Annotated in this window: 21 protein-coding genes; 17 read left to right on the forward strand and 4 right to left on the reverse strand. The window is 45.0% G+C overall.

Annotated features, from left to right (window positions below):
- Genes GPK81_RS08840 through GPK81_RS08875 form a run of 8 tightly spaced genes read left to right on the forward strand, consistent with a single transcriptional unit; the run spans position 1 to position 5,290 of the window.
- Positions 1-528 carry a bifunctional adenosylcobinamide kinase/adenosylcobinamide-phosphate guanylyltransferase gene (locus tag GPK81_RS08840; protein ID WP_215706904.1) on the forward strand — a complete coding sequence of 176 codons (528 nt, stop codon included), beginning with the start codon at positions 1-3 and terminating at the stop codon, positions 526-528.
- Complete coding sequence (cobS, locus tag GPK81_RS08845) at positions 525-1,301, forward strand: adenosylcobinamide-GDP ribazoletransferase (RefSeq protein ID WP_118064439.1); 777 nt, start codon at positions 525-527, stop codon at positions 1,299-1,301. Before GPK81_RS08840 ends, cobS begins: the two co-directional genes overlap by 4 nt.
- Before the next feature lie 27 nt (positions 1,302-1,328).
- Positions 1,329-1,709 (forward strand): bifunctional adenosylcobinamide kinase/adenosylcobinamide-phosphate guanylyltransferase, encoded by a 381-nt coding sequence (locus GPK81_RS08850; protein WP_021978147.1) that lies wholly within the window; start codon positions 1,329-1,331, stop codon positions 1,707-1,709.
- Positions 1,702-2,301 (forward strand): histidine phosphatase family protein, encoded by a 600-nt coding sequence (locus GPK81_RS08855; RefSeq protein WP_021978146.1) that lies wholly within the window; start codon positions 1,702-1,704, stop codon positions 2,299-2,301. The genes GPK81_RS08850 and GPK81_RS08855 overlap by 8 nt, the downstream gene beginning before the upstream one ends.
- 3 nt (positions 2,302-2,304) lie before the next feature.
- The gene (locus GPK81_RS08860; RefSeq protein ID WP_021978145.1) at positions 2,305-3,126 is read left to right on the forward strand and encodes a DUF975 family protein; all 822 of its coding nucleotides are present in this window, start codon (positions 2,305-2,307) and stop codon (positions 3,124-3,126) included.
- Positions 3,119-3,949: a selenium-dependent molybdenum cofactor biosynthesis protein YqeB gene (gene yqeB, locus GPK81_RS08865; RefSeq protein ID WP_118064472.1), complete on the forward strand. Its 831-nt coding sequence runs from the start codon at positions 3,119-3,121 to the stop codon at positions 3,947-3,949. The genes GPK81_RS08860 and yqeB overlap by 8 nt, the downstream gene beginning before the upstream one ends.
- Before the next feature lie 18 nt (positions 3,950-3,967).
- Complete coding sequence (gene yqeC / locus GPK81_RS08870; RefSeq protein WP_021978143.1) at positions 3,968-4,702, forward strand: selenium cofactor biosynthesis protein YqeC; 735 nt, start codon at positions 3,968-3,970, stop codon at positions 4,700-4,702.
- A 3-nt stretch (positions 4,703-4,705) separates the two neighbouring features.
- A complete protein-coding gene (locus GPK81_RS08875; protein WP_118064443.1) occupies positions 4,706-5,290 on the forward strand; it encodes a nucleotidyltransferase family protein in 585 nt (194 codons plus the stop codon).
- Positions 5,291-5,549: 259 nt separating this feature from the next.
- Here GPK81_RS08875 and GPK81_RS08880 read toward each other — a convergent pair whose 3' ends face one another.
- Both GPK81_RS08880 and GPK81_RS08885 read right to left on the reverse strand, forming a co-directional pair.
- The gene (locus GPK81_RS08880; RefSeq protein WP_021978141.1) at positions 5,550-5,840 is read right to left on the reverse strand and encodes a BMC domain-containing protein; all 291 of its coding nucleotides are present in this window, start codon (positions 5,838-5,840) and stop codon (positions 5,550-5,552) included.
- Between the two features lie 16 nt (positions 5,841-5,856).
- Positions 5,857-6,156 carry a BMC domain-containing protein gene (locus GPK81_RS08885; RefSeq protein WP_021978140.1) on the reverse strand — a complete coding sequence of 100 codons (300 nt, stop codon included), beginning with the start codon at positions 6,154-6,156 and terminating at the stop codon, positions 5,857-5,859.
- 362 nt (positions 6,157-6,518) lie between these two features.
- Here GPK81_RS08885 and GPK81_RS08890 point away from each other — a divergent pair, with 362 nt between their 5' ends.
- From GPK81_RS08890 to yedF, 6 genes are all read left to right on the forward strand, one after another.
- Complete coding sequence (locus GPK81_RS08890; RefSeq protein ID WP_021978130.1) at positions 6,519-7,892, forward strand: MATE family efflux transporter; 1,374 nt, start codon at positions 6,519-6,521, stop codon at positions 7,890-7,892.
- A 46-nt stretch (positions 7,893-7,938) separates the two neighbouring features.
- Complete coding sequence (bsh, locus tag GPK81_RS08895; RefSeq protein WP_215706905.1) at positions 7,939-8,913, forward strand: choloylglycine hydrolase; 975 nt, start codon at positions 7,939-7,941, stop codon at positions 8,911-8,913.
- A 90-nt stretch (positions 8,914-9,003) separates the two neighbouring features.
- Entirely contained in the window at positions 9,004-10,251 is a 1,248-nt protein-coding gene (locus GPK81_RS08900) for a DUF1015 domain-containing protein (RefSeq protein WP_215706906.1), read from the forward strand.
- A gap of 123 nt (positions 10,252-10,374) precedes the next feature.
- On the forward strand, positions 10,375-11,019 hold the full coding sequence (locus tag GPK81_RS08905; protein WP_021978127.1) for a GTP pyrophosphokinase: 645 nt from the start codon (positions 10,375-10,377) through the stop codon (positions 11,017-11,019).
- 2 nt (positions 11,020-11,021) lie between these two features.
- Positions 11,022-11,213, forward strand: coding sequence for a hypothetical protein (locus GPK81_RS08910; protein ID WP_021978126.1), 192 nt, complete (start codon positions 11,022-11,024; stop codon positions 11,211-11,213).
- Positions 11,214-11,279: 66 nt separating this feature from the next.
- A complete protein-coding gene (gene yedF, locus GPK81_RS08915) occupies positions 11,280-11,891 on the forward strand; it encodes a sulfurtransferase-like selenium metabolism protein YedF (RefSeq protein WP_021978125.1) in 612 nt (203 codons plus the stop codon).
- A 112-nt stretch (positions 11,892-12,003) separates the two neighbouring features.
- Here the strand turns inward: yedF and GPK81_RS08920 are convergent, their stop codons facing one another.
- A complete protein-coding gene (locus GPK81_RS08920) occupies positions 12,004-13,224 on the reverse strand; it encodes a dicarboxylate/amino acid:cation symporter (protein ID WP_021978124.1) in 1,221 nt (406 codons plus the stop codon).
- A gap of 81 nt (positions 13,225-13,305) precedes the next feature.
- Here GPK81_RS08920 and GPK81_RS08925 point away from each other — a divergent pair, with 81 nt between their 5' ends.
- The 3 genes from GPK81_RS08925 to GPK81_RS08935 all read left to right on the forward strand — a co-directional run bounded on the left by GPK81_RS08925 (position 13,306) and on the right by GPK81_RS08935 (position 16,103).
- On the forward strand, positions 13,306-14,460 hold the full coding sequence (locus tag GPK81_RS08925; RefSeq protein WP_215706907.1) for an aminotransferase class V-fold PLP-dependent enzyme: 1,155 nt from the start codon (positions 13,306-13,308) through the stop codon (positions 14,458-14,460).
- A gap of 18 nt (positions 14,461-14,478) precedes the next feature.
- Positions 14,479-15,483 carry an XdhC family protein gene (locus GPK81_RS08930; RefSeq protein WP_215706908.1) on the forward strand — a complete coding sequence of 335 codons (1,005 nt, stop codon included), beginning with the start codon at positions 14,479-14,481 and terminating at the stop codon, positions 15,481-15,483.
- A 122-nt stretch (positions 15,484-15,605) separates the two neighbouring features.
- Positions 15,606-16,103, forward strand: coding sequence for an SH3 domain-containing protein (locus GPK81_RS08935; protein ID WP_021978121.1), 498 nt, complete (start codon positions 15,606-15,608; stop codon positions 16,101-16,103).
- A 119-nt stretch (positions 16,104-16,222) separates the two neighbouring features.
- Here GPK81_RS08935 and GPK81_RS08940 read toward each other — a convergent pair whose 3' ends face one another.
- Entirely contained in the window at positions 16,223-16,702 is a 480-nt protein-coding gene (locus GPK81_RS08940) for an S-ribosylhomocysteine lyase (RefSeq protein ID WP_021978120.1), read from the reverse strand.
- Positions 16,703-16,814 lie beyond the last annotated feature (112 nt).

Genomic DNA, 16,814 nt, shown 5'->3' on the forward strand with positions numbered 1-16,814 from the left:
ATGCTGGTTGTTGTAACAGGAGGCAGCGGAAGCGGAAAGTCTGCTTTTGCGGAGGACAGAGTCCTTTCTTTTGGAGAGTCGAGAAGGATCTATATTGCCACCATGCAGGCTTTTGATGAAGAAAGTCACTGCCGCATTCGAAGACATCGCCGGATGCGGTCAGGAAAAGGATTTGAGACAATTGAGAGATACACAGAGCTGGATGAGTTGATACTTCCAAAGAATTGTGTAGTGCTTCTTGAATGTATGTCCAATCTGGTGGCAAATGAAATGTTCCGGGAAGATGGATTTCATCCGGAGGTTTCCGAAAAGATCACAGAAGGAGTAAGAAATCTTCTTTCACAGGCAGAACACGTGGTGATCGTTACCAACGAAATTTTTTCCGATGGAATTCTCTATGAAGGAGAATCCGAAAAGTATAAGGAACAGCTGGGACAGATCAACTGCAATCTGGCTGAAATGGCGGATGCTGTTGTAGAAGTGGTCTACGGAATCCCGGTCTGGCATAAAGGCGGTGAGAAAGCATGAAAAGTGTATGGAACAGTTTTAAAGCGGCATTTGCCATGTTTTCCAAGATTCCCACACCTATGGTAGACTGGAATAAAGAAAACATGAAGTATATGATGTGTTTCTTTCCTTTTGTGGGAACAGCCATTGGTATTCTGATCTGGCTTGTGGGATGTGTGCTGGGAAGTCATGCACAGATGGAACCGTTTTTTCTTGCAGTGATCCTTACGGTGATCCCGGTCTTTGTTACAGGTGGGATCCATGTGGACGGACTTCTGGACACTTCGGATGCGTTAAGTTCCTGGCAGGAGCGTACAAGAAGGCTGGAGATTCTGAAAGATTCGCATGCAGGAGCATTTGCCATTATCACAGCCTGCGTTTATTTTATCCTGTGGCTGGGTGCCTGGAGCCAGCTACTTGGTGATCACGATGGAATCTGTATCATGAGTATTGGATTTATGATGTCCAGATGCCTTTCCGGAATTGGCGTGATCATATTTCCAAAAGCAAGGACTGATGGAACCGTAGCAGAGTTTTCCAGGAATGCATCGGAGATTGTGGCACGAAATGTTCTGATCGTAATGCTTGCAGCACTGGCAGTACTGATGATATGGATCAATCCGGTAAAAGGTGCGCTTGCGGCAGTAACGGCACTGCTGGTATTCTGGTGGTATCATCACATGGCTATGAAATATTTTGGAGGAACGACTGGAGATCTTTCAGGTTTTTTCCTTTGTATCTGTGAGGTTGTGATGGCTCTGGTACTTGGGATAAGTGGCATTGTTATTCTGTGAAATGAAGATGGAATGAGGTAAAAAGATATGGAAATGATAATCGGCGGTGCTTATCAGGGAAAAAGCAGTTATGCAGAAAAACAGTTTCCCGATGTAAAATGGAAATGTGGTGCAGAGCTTACAGAAGAGGAACTTCTGGAAGCAGAAGGGGTTCTTGGGTTTCATCAGTACATAAGAAAGTGCCTGAAATCAGGTGAGGATCTGTCCGGTCTTGCAGAAAAACTTGCGGAGAAAAATCCGGGTGTAATCCTGGTCAGTGAGGAAGTCGGATACGGGATCGTTCCGGCCGATGCTTTTGAACGGCAGTATCGGGAGGCTGTAGGCCGTGTTTGTACGGAACTTGCGGGAAAGAGCAGCAGGGTTACAAGAGTTGTATGTGGGATCGGGATGGTGCTGAAAAATGCTTAAATTATATCTGATACGTCATGGTCAGACTCCGGGAAACAAGCTTTCGCGTTATATCGGTACAACGGATGAGCCGTTGAGCGATGAAGGCCGGGAATTTCTGAAAAAACTTTCCTATCCCATGCCGGAGGAGTTGTTTGTAAGTCCACTTCTCCGCTGTGTGGAAACGGCAGAAATTTTTTTTCCGGGAAAGCAGCTCCACATTATAGAAGAACTTTCGGAATGTGATTTTGGAGAGTTTGAGAATAAAAATTACAAAGAGCTTGCCGGAAATGAAAATTATCAGAAATGGATCGACAGCAATGGAACAATGCCATTTCCGGGCGGAGAGAGCAGAGAAGGCTTTAAATATCGCAGCCTGACAGGATTTCAGAAAGCCGTGACACAGTGTATCCGTAAAAATGTGGATACAGCGGCGCTGGTGATCCATGGTGGAACTATTATGAATATTATGGAAGAATATGCGGACAGACACAGACCGTTTTATGAATGGCATGTAAAAAACGGCGGCGGTTATCTGGTTGAACTGGACCAGGATCTCTGGCAAAAAGGACGCAGGGAGTTTACAGTCTGTGAAGCATATATGGAGGGTTAAAAAATGAATGGACAGATGATCAGCTGGACACGCAGTGATCTGAAATGGCGTGCAAAACAGGCTTTTCGTAAAAATTACTGGTCAGCAGTTCTGGTCAGTCTGGTGCTTGCCATTGTGCTGGCATCCGGTGGAAAAGGCGCAGTTCAAAGTGGCGCCAGCAATGTAATGAATTCGGATTATAGTTATCAGGTTAATACCTATAATTCCAATGGTTTCAGTTCCTATGCAGGTCATATGTTTGGCGGATCGTATTCTCCGTGGGCACTGATCTTTGCGCTGGTAGGAGCCGGGGTAGTGGTTGCCGCGGCACTGATCGGGACATTACTTAAGATTTTTGTGTGCAATGTATTTGAAGTAGGAGGTCGCAGTTTTTATATTGAAAATCTGTACGCAGTTCCAGGTGTCGGCAAACTGCTCAGCGCATTTCGTTCCGGATATTATGGAAATGTGGTAAAAACCATGTTTTTCCGGGATCTGTTTACATTTCTCTGGTCTTTACTGTTTATTATCCCGGGAATCATAAAGTCTTATGAATATAAGATGGTTCCGTATCTTCTTGCGGAATATCCGGATATGGACAGAAAAGAAGTTTTTGCAAGAAGCCGTGATATGATGTATGGACAGAAGTGGAATACGTTTGTTCTGGATCTTTCCTTTATTCCATGGAATATCCTTTCCACGATCACCTTTGGACTGGTAGGTCTGTTCTATGTATCTCCATATCAGGATGCGACCTATGCGGAACTTTACGATGCTCTGGCAGCAGGGATGCCGGGAAATAACGGACAGCGGGTGTATGGAAATGGAAACTACTATTATGACTGACAGAATGATCCTTGTACGTGGCGGCGGCGATCTTGCTACCGGCGTGATCCATAAACTTCATCAGAGCGGCTATCACATTCTGATCCTGGAATGCGACCGGCCAAGCGCCATCCGCCGTCATGTAGCTTTCTGTGAAGCCGTTTATGACGGAACTTCGGAAGTGGAAGGCGTTGTGTGCAGAAGGATCCCGGAAACGGAAATTCCGGCACAGTGCAAAAGCTGCTGGGAAAAAGGAGAAATTCCCCTTCTGACAGATACGGAGGGAAAACATATCCGGGAACTTTCGCCGGCAGCAGTGATCGATGCGATCCTCGCCAAAAAAAATCTCGGGACAAACAGAGATATGGCACCAGTGACAGTAGGTCTTGGACCTGGGTTTACCGCAGGAGAAGATGTGGATTATGTGATCGAAACCATGCGGGGCCACAATCTGGGAAGGATCATAAAAGAAGGCAGTGCGCTTCCAAATACAGGTGTGCCTGGTCTGATCGCGGGAATCGGAAAAGAAAGAGTGATCCATTCACCGGCAGCCGGTGAAATGAAGAATATCAGCAGGATCGCAGATATCGTAGAAAAAGACCAGATCATTGCCATGGTTGGGAACGTTCCTGTGAAAGCAACGATATCCGGCGTGATCCGGGGGCTGATCCGTGACGGATATCCTGTTTTTAAAGGGATGAAAATTGCAGATATCGATCCGAGAGCGGAACAGAAAAAAAACTGTTTTACTATTTCGGATAAAGCAAGATGCATTGCCGGAGGGGTACTGGAAGTATTGCTTTCCTGCGGGATACTTCCTGATGTTAAAACAGAAGAAAACTAAAAATATGTGGAGTATGTCATGAACAGAAAAGAGAAAGGGACCCTGACAGCTGCTTTTACAGGAGGTGGAGGAAAAACCAGCCTGATTTTTTATCTGGTAGAAAAATTTTCCAGACAGGGAAAACGTGTGATCGTGACAACGACTACCCACATGGCATGGGAAGAGGACCGTCCTTTTGCAGATGCAGAGGATACAGAGGAACTTTGCAGGCTTATAGAACAATATGGATATGTGATCGCGGCGAAACATAAAGCCGGACAGCCGAAAATTTCCGGTCCTGAACCGGAAACCCTGAAAAGGTTGTCCGGTTTTTGTGATCTTCTTCTTGTAGAAGCAGATGGTGCGAGGAGATTACCTTTGAAAGTTCCTGCTGTGCACGAACCGGTAATTCCGGAATTTGCAGATATTGTAGTGGGTGTGACAGGGCTGGATTGCATTGGAAAAAAGATCTGTGATATTGCACATCGTCCGGAGGATGTAGCGGAATTTCTACGGAAAAAGACAGATGAGCCAGTGATGTGGGAAGATGTTGTAAAGATTGCGTCATCGGAAAATGGATTGCGTAAAAATGTGGGTGAAAAAAGTTTTCTGGTATATTTTAATAAGGCAGATGTGCTGGAATCTTCAGGTGTGGCTGAAAATATCATTAAGAAGTGTCGGGAAGCAGGCATAGAAGCAGTGTGTGGAAGCCTGAAAAAGATAATGGAACGGCAGGAAATATGCCGGAAGTTTCATGGAATAAGGAGGAAATGAGAGATGAAGCTGGGACTGATCATGCTGGCAGCGGGAAACAGCAGACGGTTTGGGAGTAATAAGCTTTTGTATACCATTGAAGGAGAACCGATGTACCGGCATATTCTTTCGGAACTTATGAGGGTGAGAAAAGCGCTGAAAGAGCAGAAGCATACCTGTGAAATTACGGTGGTAACTCAGTATGAGGAGATAGCGGCAGAAGCGGAAAAATGTGGAGCGCAGGTGCTTTATAATTTACATCCGGATGAGGGGATTTCTTCTTCTCTGAAAATCGGACTCAGTAGAAATCGAGAGATGGATGCCTGCCTTTTTACAGTCTCTGATCAGCCATGGCTTCGGGGAGAGACGATCCTTGCGCTTTTGGAGGTGTTTTTGAAAGAGGGGAAAGGGATTGCTTGTGTGGAGTATGATGGGAAACTTGGAAATCCCTGTGTTTTTTCGGAAAGGTATTATGGAGAGTTGATGGGACTTGAGGGGGATGTTGGAGGGAAGAGAGTGGTTGTGCGGAATCGGAAGGATGTGGCTGTGATGAGGGTGGTGGATGGGAGGGAAGTAATGGATGTGGATGTGGCGGACGGACGCCGGTGAGGTACCGTCTGGCGTGCGGCACCTGGAATTTAGTAGTGGCAGCGAGAGGCTTTTGGCTATAACTTACGCTTTTTATATGTACAAGTACATAAATAGCCGGCTAGATGTATTATCGGAAAAAAGAAAGCCAGCAGGGAACCGCCCTGGCGTATCGGGATGTTCTGCAGAAGCCGCAGCGCCTTAGAATTCAGCGGACGACGAAGCCTTTCCCGATACGCCAGGGCGGTTCCCTGCGTACGTTTATATTATACTATTATACTTACATAAAATGATTCCTAACCGCTTCCTCCTCAGCCAGCCGCACTGTCTCCTCAGAAGGATTGGAAATCACAGCAGAAGCCACGATCTCACAGGGAGGATTCCCCTTCACACTGTCTACAGCAGCAGTCACAGCAGAAACATCACCAGTCAAAAAAACAGTCGCGTGGCCGCCACATTTCGTCTGCCATGTAAGAAAAGAAACATCAGAAGTCTTCAGCATCTGATCGATCACAAGAATCGCATTGCTACTGCCGACAACCTCAACCAAACCAAAAGCACCATAATTCATAAATCAGTCTCCCCCTTTACTTGTTGATCGTCATTTTCAGCGCAATCTCTGTATCCTCAGAAGGAGAAGCGATCACAGTATGAGAAACGACCTTGCCAAGAGGTCTGGCTGCTTCCAGAGCGACCTCCATAGCTGCATTCACATCAGAGACAGAACCACGCATCTTTACACAGGCACCGCTTTTCAGACGGTTACGTTCAACACTCTGAATTTTAACATTAGCTGCCTTGGAAGCAGCATCAAGAGCAACAAAACAGGCAACCAGGTTATCCAGTTCAAAGACACCTACGGCCATGCCGCTGTAAATGTTATCCATAAAATATACCTCCATCCGGGCTGATTCTCTGTTGTGTGGTTTTTTGACCGATTTCGCCTGGAATCATTACCGTTTTTATGGTTTTATTATATACGTTTTTTGTGGAAATGGCAAGAAATATATAGTATAGTTATGTTTAAAAAAAGAGATTCCGGAATTTAACCAAATCAAGTAAGTCCCCTGCGGGGTTGCGAAAAGCAATAAGCAGTGGGTGGGGACTTGCTTGTATCAGGAGGAGTGCAAGCGCCTCCTGATAAACTGCGGAGCAGTTATTTGGTGTAGAGCTACGTAGCGAAGCGGATTGCGAATATCCGCTTGACCCAGGAATCTGTGAATTTCAGAAATATCAGGAAGGTGAAAAAATGCAGACGCATCAGACAGATTTTTCAAATGGAAATGTCTACCGGAATATTATGGAGGTTGCTGTACCGATGATCATCGCGCAGATTCTGAATCTTCTGTATAATATTGTAGACAGAATCTATATCGGAAGAATTCCGGAGATTGGAGCTACCGCACTGACGGGAGTGGGACTTTGTTTTCCGATTATTACATTGATTACCGCATTTACCTATCTGTTTGGAAATGGCGGCTCCCCACTCTGTTCCATGGAACGGGGAAGAGGCAATGAAAAAGAAGCGGAGATGCTGATGGGAAATACATTTGTCATGCTGATCTGGGCTGGGGCAGTTCTTACTGTTACGGGGCTTGCTTTTTACAGGCCTATTCTTTATGCATTCGGGGCCAGTGATGTCACATTTCCCTATGCTGCCAGCTACATAAAGATCTATCTTCTGGGGACACTGTTTGTAATGATCACACTGGGAATGAATCCGTTTATCAACAGCCAGGGATTTGGAAACACAGGAATGTTTACAATCCTGATCGGAGCAGTGTTAAATATTATCCTGGACCCGCTTTTTATTTTTGGATTTCATATGGGAGTCAGAGGGGCAGCTGTGGCGACAATCATTTCCCAGTTTTGTTCCACAGTATGGGTGTTACGTTTTTTATGTGGGAAAAAAGCAGTTCTGAACCTGAAAAAAAGTGCCTTCAAAATTTCCTGGAAACGTGTGAGGGACATCGTAAGTCTTGGAATGTCCGGATTTTTTATGGCTTTTACCAACAGCCTGGTGCAGGTAGTCTGTAATGCGACACTCCAGACCTGGGGTGGAGATATTTATGTGGGAGTGATGACCGTTTTGAACTCTGTCCGTGATATTTTTACCATGCCGGTTCACGGGCTGACCACAGGTGCTTCTCCGGTTATGAGTTTTAATTATGGAGAAAAAGCCTATGACAGGGTAAAAAAAGCAATTAAATTTATCACAGCAGTCTGTGTTATCTATACACTGGCAGGCTGGGGAATCCTGAAACTGATGCCGGAATTTTTTATCCGTATATTCAACAGTGATCCAGAACTTCTTGAAAAGGGCGTTCCGGCACTTCATATTTATTTTTTCGGGTTCTGTTTTATGGCTTTGCAGTTTACCGGTCAGAGTGTATTTGTGGCACTTGGAAAAGCAAAAAAAGCCACTTTTTTTTCACTGCTTCGAAAAGCGATCATAGTAGTTCCACTGACGATCCTGCTCCCCTATGTGAAAGGCCTGGGAACAGACGGTGTATTCTGGGCAGAGCCGATTTCCAATCTGGTAGGAGGATGTGCATGTTTTTTTACCATGCTGGCAACGGTTCTGCCGGAACTGAATGAAAGACCAGGAACCGGGAACAAATAAACTTTAGCAGACAGAACAAATAAAATAATAAAAAGGAGAACAGTTTATGTGTACAGCAGCAACTTATAAGACAAAGGACTTTTACTTCGGAAGAACACTGGATTATGAATTCTCTTATGGAGATGAGATCACCATCACACCGAGAAATTATATATTTGAGTTTCGGCATATGGAGAAACTTTCCAGTCATTATGCAATCATAGGTATGGCTCACGTAGCGGGAGATTATCCTCTTTATTACGATGCTGTCAATGAAAAAGGTCTTGGAATGGCAGGCCTTAATTTTGTTGGAAACGCTGTATATAATGAGGTAGAAAATGGAAAAGAAAATGTGGCGCAGTTTGAATTCATTCCGTGGATCCTTAGTAAATGTGCCACTGTGCAGGAGGCAAAAGATCTCCTGAAAAAGATCAATCTTGTAAAAACTCCGTTCAGTGAAATGCTTCCCTGTGCACAGCTTCACTGGATCATAGCGGATAAAGAAGAAGCAATCACAGTGGAATCCATGGCAGACGGCCTTCATGTCTGGGATAATCCGGCAGGCGTTCTTACGAATAATCCGCCTTTTGACCAGCAGATGTTTATGTTGAACAATTATATGCATCTTTCTCCCAGACAGCCGGAAAATCATTTTTCTGAATCTCTGGGATTAAAAACCTACAGCCGTGGTATGGGAGCACTGGGACTTCCGGGAGATCTTTCCTCCGCATCCAGGTTTGCAAGAGTAGCGTTTGTGAAAGACCATTCTTTTTCCGGAGATTCCGAGGAAGAAAGCGTCAGCCAGTTCTTTCATATCCTGGGGTCTGTTGACCAGCAGAGAGGCTGCTGTGAGGTAGAACCAGGAAAATATGAGATCACTCTTTATACCTCCTGCTGTAACTGTGATAAGGGAATTTATTATTATACAACTTACGAAAATCATCAGATTTCTGCAGTTCATATGCACCATGAAGATCTGGATGGGACTGTGCCTGTGAGATATCCGGTTCTTCAGGGCGAAAAAATCTGTCTGCAGAATTAAAAGTGCAGAGTTTTTTTGTATGTGCTAGAATAAACAGGATGATTTTATGACTGTCCGAAGTAAACGGGCAGGAACGAGAGGAGAAACACAATGGCTTTATTTCAGGCATTTCGGGCAGTAAGACCCGCTGAGGGAAAAGCAGAGAAAGTGGCAGCACTTCCCTATGACGTAGTGAGCAGAGAGGAAGCGCGTGAAATTGGAGAAAAAAATCCGTACTCTTTTCTCCATGTAGACAGAGCGGAAATGGATCTGGATCCAGGGATCGATCTTTATGATGCAAAAGTCTATCGGAAAGCAAAGGAAAACTTGGATCGCTTTCAGGCAGAGGGAACTCTGATACAGGATGAAAAACCGAATTATTATCTGTATGAACTGATCCGGAAGGGAAAATCCCAGACAGGAATCGTGGGCGTCAGCTCTATCGATGATTACATGAATGGCGTGATCAAGAAGCATGAACTGACAAGAGAGGATAAAGAGCAGGACAGAATCCACCATGTGGATATCTGCGATGCCAATACAGGTCCGATCTTTCTTACCTGCAGATATCCGGAAGAACTTCTTGTACTGATGGAAAACTGGAAAAACAGCCATGAACCGGTATATGATTTTACTTCGGAAGATGAAATTACACATCGGGTATGGATCGTGGATGAAGAGGAAAAGATTCAGAAAATCAATCGCCTTTTTGGTGAAATTTCTTCCATCTATATTGCAGACGGACATCACAGAGCAGCGTCTGCCGTAAAAGTAGGACAGAAACGAAGAAAAGAACATCCGGATTATACAGGAAAAGAAGAGTTTAACTTTTTCCTGTCTGTAGTATTTCCTTATGATCAGCTGACGATCCTTCCCTATCACAGGATTGTGAAAGATCTTAAAGGCATGGAACCGAAAGCTTTTATCGGAAGTATGAAGTTTAATTTTGAACTGATGGCAATGCCGGGATTTCCATGTAAACCGGTGGAAAAACATTGCTTTGGTCTCTATGTAGATGGGGAATGGTTTCATCTGAAAGCGTATCCGGATATTTATGCGAAGAAAGACAGTGTAGGACAGCTGGATGTATCCATTCTTCAGGATAAGGTTCTGGGACCGGTACTTGGAATTGAAGATCCGCGTACAGATGAGAGAATCTGTTTTATGGGAGGAAATCACAGACTGAAGGATCTGGCTGCGGTTGCGGATGAAACTGGCGGCGCTGCTTTTGCCATGTATCCGACTTCCATGGAAGAACTGATGAATATTGCGGATGAAGGGAAACTGATGCCGCCTAAGAGTACATGGTTTGAGCCAAAGCTTCGAAGTGGTCTTTTTATCCATAAACTTTCAGACTGATGATTGCTTTTTTATAAAATTTTAATAAACTCGTCAGGAAAATCTTAGGAAATCACTACAGATTGCTCACATTTATTTTATAAGATATAAACTATGGTGAGCAAATGAGAAAGAGGGGTTTTCATGACAAACGAACAGTATTACGATTGTATCCAGCCATATCAGAATGCATGTCAGATCATGCGGGCTAAGCTCGAGGTGCTCAATGGAAGTCTGTACCAGAAGTCGTCCGTATCTCCGATCCATAATATCCAGGAGCGGATCAAAGCCAAAAAAAGCATCGAGAAGAAGCTTGAAAAGCTGGGGCATTCGGACAGTGTGCAGAACGCCAAGGATTATCTCCGGGATATTGCGGGGATCCGTGTGATCTGCTATTTTATAGATGATATTTATAACCTTGTAAATGCTCTGAAAAGACAGAGTGAACTGATTTTTATCCGGGAGAAGGATTACATACAGAATCCGAAACCTAACGGGTACAGGAGTTATCATGTGATCATTGCCGTACCTGTCTATTATCTGGATACGATGGAATATTTTCCGGTAGAGATACAGTTGCGTACCATGACCATGGATCTGTGGGCAAGTATGGAGCACCGGGTCTGTTATAAGAAACTTCCGGAACACAGGGAAGAGCTGGCAGAGGCATTTTGTCAGTATGCAGATATCCTGAGAAAAATCGAGGAACAGTTTGAAGCATATAACGAAACAGGAATGCTGGAGGAGATTGCACCTTCCGAAGTTGTGGAATCTCCGACTGAGGGATAGAAATGGAAATTGAAGAAGAGTTTATTTCCGGATTCTGCCGCACTATGAACAGTGGAGAGACGGTATGCTGCGAGTATACACGGAGAGAAGACGGAAGCAGAGAGCTGACTTTTATGGACTGTGCACATGAACGATGTGTGAATACAGGAGCCTGTGAGATTTTCAGACAGGCACATGAACTGGAGCAGAAATAAAAGATACGGACAGGAACAGAAATAAGAAACCTGCCGATCAAACAATATAAATAGGAGGAAAGAAATATGAAACATACAGTAGATGCAATGGGCAAACAGTGCCCGATTCCTGTAGTAATGACCAAGAAGATCCTGGATAAAGCGGAACAGGGGGATGAGATCCAGGTTCTTGTAGATAATGAGACCGCGGTAAACAACTTAAGCAGACTTGCCGGAAGTACCGGATGCAGTTTTGTCTCCAGAAAGACGGAGGACGGTTATGAGATCCATATGGTAGTGAAATCCGACGTGCAGGCCAGAACTGCTGCAGAACCGGAAATTGTCTGCACACCAGCCGTACCACAGGGGGATTATACAGTGGCCATCACTTCCGATAAGATGGGAGACGGAGATCCGGAGCTTGGAGCAATCCTTATCAAAGGCTTTGTGTATGCCCTGACACAGCTTGAGACGCCGCCGTCTGTAATGCTTTTTTATAATGGAGGGGCGAAGCTTACTGCTTCGGATTCCCCATGCATTGAAGATCTGAAAACTCTGCAGGAGCAGGGATGTGAGATCCTGACATGTGGAACCTGTGTGAATTTTTATGGACTGAAGGAACCGGCAGTGGGAACTGTAACAAATATGTATGCCATTGCAGAGAAACTTACAAAAGCAGGTAAAGTGATCCGCCCATAAAATGGATAAAAGGATGTCGTTTACTGGAAGATAGCAAAGCGAAACAGGAATGTCCGCTTTATGATATGGAAATGCCGCAGATTTTTTGGATTCTGCGGCATTTTTGAAACTTTTATAATTCAATATCAATATTCTGTTCTTCAATGTTATGACGTTTTGCATAACCGGTAAGCATCAGTGTCAGGGCACCATCTCCGGTTACATTGCATGCAGTTCCGAAGCTGTCCTGCAAGGCAAAAATAGTAAGCATCAGTGCAGTACCGGAACTGTCGAATTTCAGCACACCGGTAATGATGCCAAGGGATGCCATAACAGTTCCGCCGGGGACACCGGGAGCGCCGATGGCGAATACACCGAGAAGCAGACAAAACAGAACCATAGTTCCTGGCGTCGGAACAGAGCCGTACAGGATCTTGGAAACAGCCATACAGAAGAAAACTTCTGTAAGAACGGAACCGCAGAGATGAATATTTGCAAACAGAGGGATTCCGAAATTTACAAGATCTTTGCGAAGCGGTTTGGCCCGGGATGCACACTGAAGTGCTACAGCCAGTGTTGCGGCAGAAGACATGGTTCCTACCGCAGTCAGGTAAGCAGGTGCGTAATGGCGTACAACCTCCAGAGGATTTTCACCGGAGTAGATTCCGGCCAGTATGTACAGAAAAGCCATCCAGATGAAATGTCCGGCCAGAACCAGCACGATGATCTCCAGGAAAACCGGCAGCTGTCTGGTAATCGTACCTTCATAAGCAAGTCCGCAGAAAGTAGAGCCGATAAACAGCGGAAGAATGGGAATGATGATCCTTGATACCAGAGCCAGAACGATTTTCTGGAACTCATCCAGAAGACCGGTGACCAGTTTCGCTTTTGTCCAGGTGGCAGCCAGACCGATCATAACCGAAAAAACAAGAGCGCTCATAACCGACATGATCTGAGGAATCTCCAGTTCGAAGATTACTTCAGGCAGCTGTTTCAGCCCTGCTGCATAGGAATGAATGGACAGATGTGGAATAATAAAAAATCCGGATGCTGTGGAAAAAAGTGCCGCACCTATGGAAGAACCGTAGGCAAGGACAACGGCAACGCCCAGCATTACAGAAGCATTTTTGCCAAGCTTGGTGATGGATGGAGCGATAAAACCAAGAACGATCAGCGGAACACAGAAGGTGATAATCTGGCCCAGAATGTACTTGACTGTAACAACAATATTAAGAACTGCCATGGAAATTCCGTTTGTGCTGTACCGGTTCAGAACAAGCCCGGAGAGGATACCCAGGATTACAGCCACAAGGAGTTTAAAAGGCAGACTTTTGAAAAAAGATCCTTTTTTCATTGGAAAACCTCCTCTGATAGTATAAAATAAAGCCAAAACCAATTATATGATTATTTTATAAAAAGCACAAGGAGATTTGACATGATTTATCTGGATAACGCTTCTACAAGTTTTCACAAACCAGACTGTGTTGCCAGAGCAGTGGTGGAAGCCATGCAGCAGGCCGGAAACAGTGGAAGAGGAAGCAGTGGAGAAGCAATGGAAGCCTCAAGGCTTATTTTTGATACAAGATGCAGGATCGCTCAGATGTTTGATGCAGAAGGACCGGAATGTGTGGCATTTACCGCAAACGCAACAGAAGCTTTAAATACAGCATTGTTTGGGATCCTGCATCCGGAAAGAGAAAAAGTCCATGCGATCTGTACGGAGATGGATCATAACAGTGTGCTGCGTCCCCTTTATCTGCTGGAAAAAGAAGGACTGGATCTGACCATTCTTCCGGCGGATCGAAAAGGAATGATTTCTCTTACTGAACTGGAAAGTTCTATCCGGCCGGAGACGAGAGCAATCATATGCACCCATGCATCAAATCTTACCGGAAACAGGAATGATATCCGTGCGATCGGTGAGATCGCAAAAAAACATAAAAAACTTTTTGTTTTGGATGCTGCACAGACAGCAGGAGTCTTTCCGATTTCCATGAAAAAAGATCATATTGACATTTTATGTTTTTCGGGGCACAAAGGTCTTATGGGACCACAGGGAACAGGAGCGATCTGTGTTCGCCCAGGGGTTCATGTAGAACCCCTGAAAGTGGGCGGAAGCGGAATCCTGACTTTTCAGAAAGAACACCCGGGAGATATGCCGGAAGCACTGGAAGCCGGGACACTGAACAGTCACGGAATTGCCGGATTACGGACAGCTCTTGAATGGATCCAGGAAACAGGAGTGAACCAGATCCGGGAAAAAGAACAGATGCTGATGTGGCGTTTTTATGACCAGGTAAAAAAAATTCCGGGAGTTACGGTGTACGGAGATTTTTCCCAGAAAGACCGATCTCCTGTGGTGACACTGAACATTGGAGATGAAGGTTCCGGGGAAGTTGGAATGGCACTTGGAGAAGAATACGGGATCAGTGTTCGGTCCGGCGGACATTGTGCACCGCTTATGCATAAAGCTCTGGGAACAGAAAAAACAGGCGCAGTGCGATTCAGCTTTTCTTATTTTAACACAGAAGAAGAGATCGATATGGCTGCCATGGCAGTGAGGAAACTTGCATCAGAGATTGAGGACTGAGAAGAAGGGACTGAGGTTATGTATCAGAAAATATATGATGTGGTAGAAAAAAGAGGACGTACAAGAACAGGGATCATCCTTGGCGGAGAATATGCAGGACTTAAATATCTTGCGGAAGAAGACTGCTTCTTTTATCCGGATAATAAAACAGGAGAAAAAGCAGCCGAAGATTTTCTGAAAGAAACAGTAACTGCCGCGGTGGAGACAGGCGTAGTGAAAGTAAAGAACCAGGAGATCTTTGTAGAGATTTATGAGAAGAATCCAAGGCTGATCATTCTCGGAGGCGGCCATGTATCACTTCCTGTGGCTGAGATTGGAAAACTTCTGGGATTTCATGTAACGGTAATGGATGACAGGGAAGATTTTGTGACGCAGGAGCGTTTCCCTCAGGTGGATGAACGGATCACAGGCGATTTTGAAACCTTATCAGAAAAAATCCCTCCTTACGAAAATGCCTGGTATGTGGTTGTGACGAGAGGGCATCTGGGAGATTCCGCCTGTGCAAGACAGATCCTTAAGAGACCATTTGCCTATTTCGGGATGATCGGAAGTAAGACAAAAGTACGGATCACCAGAGAGAAACTTCTTGAGGAGGGATTCACGGAAGAACAGGTGAACAGCATCCATGCCCCTATTGGCCTTCCTATTGGGGGACAGATGCCGTCGGAGATCGCGGTAAGTATCATGGCAGAAATCGTGCAGGAAAAAAACAGACATTTTCGTACATACTGTGATGAGGATGTAGAAGCGGCTGTGCGCTGTGGAGTTTCAGGGACTATGGTTACCATTATCGAGAAGAAAGGATCTTCGCCAAGAGGAACAGGAAGTAAGATGTTCGTGTTCCGGGATGGAAGAACAGCAGGAAGCATTGGCGGCGGAAAAGTAGAATTCGAAGCCGGAAAACATGCAGTGAATGTGCATACAACAGAAACCAGAGTTTATGAACTTGGACAGGGCGTGGGAGATCTGGGAATGATCTGCGGAGGAACTGTAAAAGTGCTTTTTGAGCCTGTAAATGTGTGAAAGAATGGGGCAGGACTTGCATAATATGCCAAAATCGTGTATATTTGATGGTAATGTGATTGGACGAAGATGCCGGGTGGGAAGTTGATTTCATACCGGCGTATAAGGGAGGACCATAAATAATGAAGAAAAAATGTATTTTGGCGCTGATCCTAGGTGCTGCTTTTATGGCACAGGGATGTGGATTTACGGAAGGTACCGATGCTGTTGTGACTGTTGTGGATTCTACTCCAACTCCGGAACCCACAGAAGCACCGGAAGAAACCGCTACTCCGACACCGGAGGCAACTGCGGAAGCCGATTCCACAGCAGCAGCTGATCCTACTGCCCAGGCAGCAGCAACCGAACAGACACCAAGCGGAATTAATGTACAGGCTCAGGATGCAACCTATTATGCAGTAGAAGGTGTGAATTTACGTTCCGATGCCAGCGCAGACGCAGAGTTCGTGGCAGGTGTACTTTCCGGAGAATCTCTGAAATGCACAGGAATCTGTGACAATGGATGGATCCGTGTAGACTATAATGGACAGACTTGTTATGCATCCGGTGATTATGTCAGCACGACACCGCCGGCAGGTGCGGCAGCAGCGACGACAGATACTGCAGCGGCAGCACAGTAAAGGACACAGAAAAGAAAACCCCGGTAACTGTATTCTGGTAAATAACCAGTGCAGATGCCGGGTTTTTTATGTTTACAGAATGTAAATGTCTGTTTTATTTTCGTAAAATCTTCCGGGATCTATTCCGGATATACAAGACGGTCCGGCTTGATATCATAAAGGACTTCATTCAGATACTTCTTTGCAAGATATTTGGCCATACCCAGGTTCATGTCAAGGTAGTTACCGCAGTCTTTTGCGGAAGCACCAGGAATCTCACCTTCAAAATCGCGGATAAACTCAAACATTTCGATCATAAGAGGAACGATATCTTTGGATTCATAATCTCCGTTAAGAAGAAGATAATTTCCGGTACGGCATCCCATAGGTCCCCAGTATATTACTTTCGGTCCGAATTCTTTATGATTACGGAGAAATGTAGCAGCCAGATGTTCCATAGCGTGAAGTTCGGCTGTATTCATAACAGGCTCCTCATTGGGAGAGGTCATACGGATGTCAAAGGTTGTGATCACCTGATCGCCTACAGGATCTTTCCGTGAAACATATACACCAGGCTGAAGCTTGATGTGGTCTATGGTAAAACTTGTGATTTTTTCCATGATGATTCCTCGCTTTCTGAAATAAAACTTATATGATATAAGATACCATAACAGTTATTTTAGCAGAGAACGGAAACAGATACAAGTGAGGGATTGTGTAAAGTTGACTTTG

This window comes from Blautia sp. MCC283 (assembly GCF_018785565.1).
GTDB lineage: Bacteria > Bacillota > Clostridia > Lachnospirales > Lachnospiraceae > Blautia_A.